Raw genomic sequence first — 7656 nt, 5'->3', positions numbered from 1 at the left:
TGACTGGTTTTGGCTGCCCTGTACCAATCGAGATGGTAAGGCGGAAGTATCTCAACAACATCATTGAACACGACCACCGGTTTATCAAACGTCGGATCCGGCCCATGTTGGGATTCAAGTCGTTTGATTCAGCGGCATCCGCTCTGGCTGGAATTGAACTGGCCAACATGATCAGGAAAGGTCAGTTCACGCCCGGACTCTTGCCGTTTCAGCAGTTCGCCCAACTGGCGGGATAATCGACCCGCCTGCACCATCTACCCACCCTTCAAAAGAATTTGCGACAGAACCCGGCGAACCGACCCGCTTGTTTCAGGTGGGTCGGTTTCCGTTTGGCTCGTTCAGCCGCACACAGCCCCGTCGGAGCATATCCGCCGGGGCGGACATATTCTCATTTCATATTTGCTGAACAAGTGTGTTAGGGTCCGGAATGTATTTTCTGACTTTAATTAAAGGTAGTTGATCCATTGCCAGACAAATCCAACAGCGTATTCAAGCTGCGCCCCCTAGAGAAGGCGGATCTGGAGGTCATCACTCCCTGGTTTCAGGATATTGAGGACCTCGCCCGATTTGACCGCACATCGCGCATTCCATTCAACCTGATGCAATCCGAAGAAGTCTGGAGCGAGGTTTTCAGCGCCTCCGGAAACAACTGCAAATGCTGGTTCGCTGTCGAATCCGACAGCGGGCAGGTTCTGGGACTGGCAGGACTGGAGGCCATATCATCGGTCAACCGGGACGCAGTTGTTGCAATGTTCGTTGAAAAATCAGCCAGACGGTTAGGTCTGGCCATCAGGGCGACCGCTCTGGTTGTGGATTTTGCGTTCCGTCAGCTTGGCTTGAACCGACTTACCTCGTATTATCGGGATGATAACCACATAAGCCGCGACCTCGTTGAAAGACTGGGGTGCAAGGTCGAAGGGACCATGCGGCAAGCCTGGTACGCCGACGGAGCATTTCACGACATGATCGTCGTTGGCGTTCTCAGGCAGGATTGGATGGACCGGCGCCCCATCCTGGCAAAAGAGCTTGATCCGGGGACAATCGTGACCTTCGGGTCGGATGGTATCTCAGGCTGGTCCTGGCCACCGCAAGTTGATGAGTGTGAGTAACGGGGTGTGATTTCGCTTTCAGAGCGCAAATGCACATTTTGCTATAAACTGACGATAGGGTTCGAACGCAGCCCCCGAGACGAGTATTGAATGTGAACACCACAAGTCCAAATCCTTCCATTACGCAGAAGCTGGGCGCAATCTTGTTTGCCGACGTCGTCGGCTATTCGCGCCTGATGAGCGAGAATGAGCTGGATACATATAATGCTTTGAAATCACTGTTGTCTCAGCTCGAAGAAACCTGCGCCGCGTTTCAGGGCCGGGTGGTTGAGGTACGTGGCGACGGTATTCTGGCCCTGTTCGAGACCGCCACCAGCGCGGTTGAATTCGGGGTCGAACTGCACCGTATTGCCAGCCAGCACAACCAGGAACGGACGGACGATCAGCGGCTCAAGTTCCGCGCCGGCGTCCATCTGGGCGAAATCCTGATCGACGATCGCGGCATCCACGGCGACAACGTCAATATCGCCGCACGGCTTCAGGAAATTGCCGAACCTGAAAGGGTTTACGTCAGCTCGGCCGTTTATGATCAGGTCTGCAATCGCCTGCGCTATGGCTATGAATTTCTTGGGCCGAAAAAGCTGAAGAATATCCTGTCTCCCATCTCGACCTATTGCGTACGCAGTGAGGTTGCCGGGGCGACAATGGCAGGGACGATGCGGCCTGAAATCCTTGGGGACGTGCTGGAGCGCCCCGACACGCCCTCGGTCGCCATTCTCCCGTTCAGCAGTCAGGGCGGGGACGAGTCGGACAGCTGGATCGCCGAAGGCCTGACCGACGACATCATCATGAACCTGTCCAAGTTCCGCAATCTGTTCGTGATCGCGCGGAATTCGTCTTTTTTCTTCAAAACACAGTCGATGCCACCGAAAGAGGCCGCGCAAAAACTGAATGTGCGCTATGTGGCCCGGGGCAGCGTGCGCCGGTCGGCCAGCCGCATCCGGATCACGGCGGAACTGATCGATGCCACGACCGAACGCACCATCTGGGGCGAGCGATTTGATCGCAAGATCGACGATATTTTCGATATTCTGGACGAAGTGACCGAATGCATCGTGGCCGCCACCGCGGTGATGATTGAATCGCATGAAAAGCGGCGCATGATTCAGGCAATCCCATCGGACCTTGAGGCCTATGGGTCTGTACTTCAGGGCCAGCACCACATTTTCAAGTACACACGGAACGACAACCGCAAGGCGCAGAACTTCTACCAGTCCGCGCTTGACCGAGACGAAGGCTATGCCCGCGCGGCGGCGGCACTATCCCGCACCCTGAACATCGACTGGCGCTATTCCTGGAGCAAGGATCCCTCGACTGCGCTGGATCAGGCGCTGACCTTTGCGCAGCGCGCCATCGAACTTGACCCCACAGATGCGCGTGGCTTTGGGGAATTGGGCTATGTCCATCTGTATCGCAAGGAACACGACGCGGCGCTGCAATCCTATCGCCGTGCTTTGGCGCTGAACCCGAATGACGCAGACATGCATTCTGATTTCGCCGATGCGCTGGCGCATTATGGCGACAACGAAACGGCCATCACCCACCTGCAACAGGCAATGCGGCTGAATCCATACTTCCCGGATCAGTACCTGTGGCATCTGGGCGGAGCATATTTCAATCTAAAGCGCTATGGCGACGCAATCGATGCCGTCAACAAGATGAACAACCCCACTGAAGGACAGCGCTTGCTGGCCGCAAGTTTCGCGCATCTCGATCAGTTGGACGTCGCGCGTGACATTGCAGAGCGCCATCGCAAGGCGCATCCCAACTTCTCTCTGAAACGGTGGGAGAACGTGCAACCGGACCGTCTGCCTGAGGACACACAACACTTTGTTGAGGGGCTGAAAAAGGCGGGGTTCTGAACGAGAAAGGCCCTTGCCAAGCAGGGCCTTTCGCAAATCTATCCTGATATGAGCCGGGTTTCTGCCCGCGTTAGTCTTCCGAGCCCCGCGCACGAGCGCCGCTGACTCTGGCCCCACTGACACGCGCACCGCTTACGCGGGCGCCACTGACCCTGGCCCCACTGACACGCGCGCCACTCACGCGGGCACCGCTGATCGCGGGGCTGTCAAAGCCGAAATAGATGTCCAGCAGAACCTGTTCGAACATGCCCGAGGTGACATCCATACGCATGGTCTGATCGGCCTTGTCGTAGTTCCAGTACATGATGTCGTTGGCCATCTGATAGTCGGCGGCCGCAACACCGCTTTTCGACGGATCGTTGGGCGCACGGGACGCAAGGTTGCCCGGCAGGTTACCATCCGTGGCGCTTTTTCCTTTGCCATGAACAAGGAAAATCGCGGGCTCGGGAAGGTCGTAATACGTACCTTCATAGGCAAAGCCGTATATCTTGGCGAACCGGGGCTCATCTTCGCCGTCCTTGGCAAATTGCTTGTCCAGTTGCTTGTTATTTCCTTGTCCGCGTTTGTCGGTGACGACGTATTTCATATCTTCAAGGACGCGTCCGAAAATCAACACTTCGGAAAAACTGAGCAAAGTCTCTGGCATAAACTCATCTCCTGATTGCAGGCTTGACGACATGGGACGCCTCGCCCCCCCTAACGAAAACCCGAAAAATCGCGGGTCAAATTGTTCCTAAAAATCAACTTACGTTTGAATGCCACAAAACCGTTTAAAAATAAAGGATTTTAGGCGCTAGCCCGGCACCTGCGTGCGGACCGAATTCGAATGACTGTCTTCTTCGGGATCGAGCAGGCGCGGCCCGGCGGTGATCAACCCGATATCGCGCATCCGGAAGTTGCCCTCGATTATGCTGCGGAAAGCACCACCGGTGATCTCTTGATCCACCGCCAGCAGGGCCTTTTCCACTCCGAAGTAACTGAGCATATCCGCATCCAGCATCTCCCACGCGTCGGCCAGATAGGTGCCCAGATAATCGCGCGCCTCAAGCAGGGCGATGCGGAACCCTTCGGGGTTTTCGGCGTACCGCTTGTCGAAAACACCCTGCATCACCCGGCTGTAATCGGGCGTGCCCTCCAACTGATCCGACAGGTGCTCCTCCTCGGGCGAGATCAGGCCGTGCACCAGCAAACGCTCGTGATAGATATCGACAAAGATATCGAACATCGCACCGGTCAGAGGTTCGGACAAAGCGTGCTCGCTGGACCAGCCGGCGGCAAATTCCGACAAGGACCGGTCATTGGCCGCAAGCCGGATCTGTGCATTTTCCGAAAGTTCGGCAAAGCGGCTGAGGCGGTTGAAGGTGTAGAGGTTCCCGCGCGTGTTCTTAAGCAATTCATCAACCACCGATCCGAAATGCAGCGACGCCAGCAAAGCCACCAAATCAGCCGCGGATTCATGAAACCCGTAATACTCGCCCGAGGCATCACCATCCGAGGGCATCCCTATCACGCTATAGATGATGGCATGGCCGATTTCATGGGCGACAACGTCGAAGTTCAGACTGTAGGGGCGGTATTCGCCCCCGTGTTCATGTGTACCGCCTGTTTCCAGAAACCCCCAACCGATATGTGCGTTGTCCAGACTGGGCAGCAGCGACAGTTCCAGCCGGTCAAAGTCGCGGGCGAAATGCCACGGGATCGGGCGGCCGAAATAACCCTGCCAGACATCCATGGTGAAATGGGCCGAACCGAACAGATGCGCGGATTCAAACGCAGGGTTGGTGGGGTCGATATGGATGAAATTGCCGAATTCATCCGGCATCGCCGGCGGCTGGATTTGGCCGTCCCAGGGTGGCAGATACATGCCCGGCCCGTTCGGCCCCGGCACGATCGCGCCGTAAGGTGTGGTTTTTCCCACCGGGTCGACCGTATACATACGCGGCCCGGACGGCCCCGGCCCGATGCTGCCTTGTGGTGCAGAAATCTCGACCAGTTCCAGTTGGGCGTCAGGCTCCAGAAACGGAGACTGCGGGTACAGCAAAAACCGGGTACCGGGTTCTTCATCGAGCTGTTCGGGTAAGTTCACAAAACGCCCTCCCGTGCGGTGTCCGGTCAGATCCGGCGGCCTTTCATTCGGCGGCTCCGGTGTCGGCACCCCTGTGGCAATACAAAAACTCGGCTTCTATCATCTCATAAAACGCATCGCGCCCGGCCAGACCCAGCGCCACTGCGTATGAGTCAAGATCATCGGGCACCGTCTGGTCAAGACGAGATTCAAAATACCACATCAGCACCCGCAACCGATCCACGCCGGATTGGCCCGCCGGAAAGGCCTGTTCCGCCTTGCTGGCGGCCCTGTCCCGCAGATGGGTGTATTGATCCGACCGGTGCAGTTCCGACAGCAGCTGCGCATTCAGATGACCCGCCCGCGATGCGGTAGCGGCTTCGATTCTCGCTGCATCCGCCAGCATCGTCTCGTAACCCTCGGGGCTCAGATCATTCGCTTCAATCCACGACATCAGGTCAGACCGCCGTGACAGGCCCGCACTGGCCCGGTGGGCCTCCATCTGACGGACCAGATCGGCGCGTTCGAGGGTGTTATCCTGTCTCGACGCCTCTTCGCGCGACAACAGAGCCAGAACCGCACGGTCCCGCAGCCTGGCATAAAGTTCGGGCTGTAGTCGCAGTTCGTCGATCACGCCTCGGTCGGCGGATGGGTCCCCGGCATCGATCCGTGCGCGCAGCGCCTTCCACATCAGGGTGCGCTCGGTTCGCACTGTATCCGAAGGGGGCAGGGGGGTTCCGGCCAGATGGTCCGACATGCGTTCCAGCATGGCGACGGCATCCCGGGCTTTGGCGTCGATACGGCCCGTCGGCAGCCAATCCGCAAATTCGGCGATACCCGGCAGGTTCTGCAGCTGTTTGAGGATGTCCGGCCAGATACGATGATGGTAATGCATCGCCTTGGCGCAGCGCAGCACTTCGGTCGCCGTATCCGGCGGCAGAATCCCGGCGCTCCGGGCCTGAGCCACTGTCGCACGGACCGACACCATCGGTTCGCTGAGCGGCTGGAAGCCCAGCTCGGCCGGGCTGTGCAGCACCGCAACCTCGTCGTCATCCTGCAGGACGCCATCACGGTAATCCTCGAAGATGCGCCCAACCCCGATCATTCCGAAATCGGCCAGCTCTGCCGCACGCAGGGCACCCATGCTGGCGCTGCCGAAAACCGGGACGCCCTGTTCGATCGCCCACAAGATTTCCTTGTGCCAGACTGAGGGCACGCCTTCGAAAAACCCGTCGATGATACCGATTGCCGTCGGTTTGTCGCCCATAACGCGGTACACGTCCCCCTGCCGGACAGGGGGCAGGATCGTGACGTCCAGACGGTCCGAGACCGCCTGTGGTGCAAGGGTCGGGCCTACAAAAACCACCGCCGTCATGTCAGACCTTCCCTGACACGCTGCGCCCGCTGGCCGGGAATGTAATCCGGTTCGTCATGGGGCGCCTCAAGCCCGGGAATGACAGCCCGGACTACTGCGATGTCATATTCCGGGCGGGACAGATCGACGGTCACCACCTGCGGGGCACCCACAGCGGCAAGCCGCTGCAACAACAAGCCCAAATCCTCGTCGAAGGAGTTGGTTACATGCGACGGGCAGTCGCCAAAGCTCTGATCTGCCGCAGTTCCGTCAATCAGGTCGCGCACATATTGGCCGCGTTCCATTTGGGCCCGATCGGTGAATTCTTCGGGGTCCAGATCATCACGCGCGCCCGAGATATAGGTCAACCGCGTCTGTGCCGCCTCGGTCAGGGCACGCAACAGGGCGATGGCGCGATCCGGGTGGCACCCGTCACCGATGCCGATATGGCCGGGCTGCCCGCCACCTTCGCAGATCACGCAGCGAAAACTGGCAATGCCGACGTCCGAGGTCGTGCTCCATAGCCCGACCTCCAGCCCCGCATCGGTGATCATTACAATCGCCTGACGGCAGCGCGGATCATCGACGCTTTCGGGATTAAGACGCGGCAAACCCGGTTGGTGATGCCACAGAGTTGTCGCATCCCGTTCGATCAACTCGCAAATAGCGTGGCAGCTGGCCTCGGCCAGATTGTTGCCCGAGGCCAGCCCATTGGTGGTACGGGGAAAGGCGGCCTGTCCGCCGACCGGCGCGCTGGTGTAATCGGTATCGACCATCTCAAGCGGAACCCAGCATGGATCACCCGTGGCCAGATCGCGGCCCTGAACCCACAGCATATTGCCATGCGGGTCAAAACGCCCTCCGGTCACTTGCGGCAGGGCGGTTACGTCCACCACCGAGGTTTCTTCGGCAAGCTCGGCATATCTGGCCAGACGCTGCGGCAACTGAACCCGTTCGGCGTGCCAGGACTCAATCGCCTCCATCACGCCCGAGGCCTCGGCCGCGCGCAAGGACAGCCCCTTGCCCAGCGACACCGCAACCGATCGTGAATTGGGCCGCGCCACCATCACCGTGGGCAATCCGATCCGATCCAGCCCGGTCAGGTTCGCAATCCGGGTGATGCCCATATCTTTCAGAAACGGTTTGACGATCTGCAGGGTCTGCTCGGGATCGCGCAGCCGGTGCGTGTCCAGCACATATTGCTTCTGCGATGCATCGGGCATGTTTCGGACCTTGCTAAAAAAGTGACCGCCATGAAAAATAACC

7 protein-coding genes are annotated in these 7656 nt (G+C 58.7%); 3 read left to right on the top strand and 4 right to left on the bottom strand.

Going from position 1 to position 7656, the window contains the following annotated elements; translation table 11 throughout:
• The 3 genes from ACR0DO_RS11740 to ACR0DO_RS11730 form a co-directional block, all read left to right on the top strand.
• Positions 1 to 236 (top strand): DDE-type integrase/transposase/recombinase (locus ACR0DO_RS11740; RefSeq protein WP_480558927.1); only part of this gene is annotated, 236 nt, incomplete at its 5' end.
• A gap of 228 nt (positions 237 to 464) precedes the next feature.
• Positions 465 to 1109: a GNAT family N-acetyltransferase gene (locus ACR0DO_RS11735; RefSeq protein WP_480558925.1), complete on the top strand. Its 645-nt coding sequence runs from the start codon at positions 465 to 467 to the stop codon at positions 1107 to 1109.
• Positions 1110 to 1201: 92 nt separating this feature from the next.
• Positions 1202 to 2971: an adenylate/guanylate cyclase domain-containing protein gene (locus tag ACR0DO_RS11730; protein ID WP_480558923.1), complete on the top strand. Its 1770-nt coding sequence runs from the start codon at positions 1202 to 1204 to the stop codon at positions 2969 to 2971.
• Between the two features lie 70 nt (positions 2972 to 3041).
• On the opposite strand, the gene ACR0DO_RS11725 is transcribed toward ACR0DO_RS11730, so the two are convergent.
• From ACR0DO_RS11725 to ACR0DO_RS11710, 4 genes are all read right to left on the bottom strand, one after another.
• Complete coding sequence (locus tag ACR0DO_RS11725; protein WP_170446838.1) at positions 3042 to 3617, bottom strand: hypothetical protein; 576 nt, start codon at positions 3615 to 3617, stop codon at positions 3042 to 3044.
• Positions 3618 to 3764: 147 nt separating this feature from the next.
• A complete protein-coding gene (locus tag ACR0DO_RS11720; protein ID WP_480558921.1) occupies positions 3765 to 5057 on the bottom strand; it encodes a gluzincin family metallopeptidase in 1293 nt (430 codons plus the stop codon).
• A 43-nt stretch (positions 5058 to 5100) separates the two neighbouring features.
• Positions 5101 to 6411: a TfuA-like protein gene (locus tag ACR0DO_RS11715; protein WP_480558919.1), complete on the bottom strand. Its 1311-nt coding sequence runs from the start codon at positions 6409 to 6411 to the stop codon at positions 5101 to 5103.
• Positions 6408 to 7613, bottom strand: coding sequence for a YcaO-like family protein (locus ACR0DO_RS11710; RefSeq protein ID WP_480558917.1), 1206 nt, complete (start codon positions 7611 to 7613; stop codon positions 6408 to 6410). The genes ACR0DO_RS11715 and ACR0DO_RS11710 overlap by 4 nt, the downstream gene beginning before the upstream one ends.
• Positions 7614 to 7656 lie beyond the last annotated feature (43 nt).

Source organism: Ruegeria sp. AM9 (genome assembly GCF_056540565.1).
This window is presented reverse-complemented; position numbering and strand designations above follow the sequence as displayed.

Coding starts and splice junctions, on each gene's coding strand:
- ACR0DO_RS11725 (WP_170446838.1), bottom strand. CDS start 3,617: ATGCCAGAGACTTTGCTCAGTTTTTCCGAAGTGTTGATTTTCGGACGC.
- ACR0DO_RS11715 (WP_480558919.1), bottom strand. CDS start 6,411: ATGACGGCGGTGGTTTTTGTAGGCCCGACCCTTGCACCACAGGCGGTC.
- ACR0DO_RS11710 (WP_480558917.1), bottom strand. CDS start 7,613: ATGCCCGATGCATCGCAGAAGCAATATGTGCTGGACACGCACCGGCTG.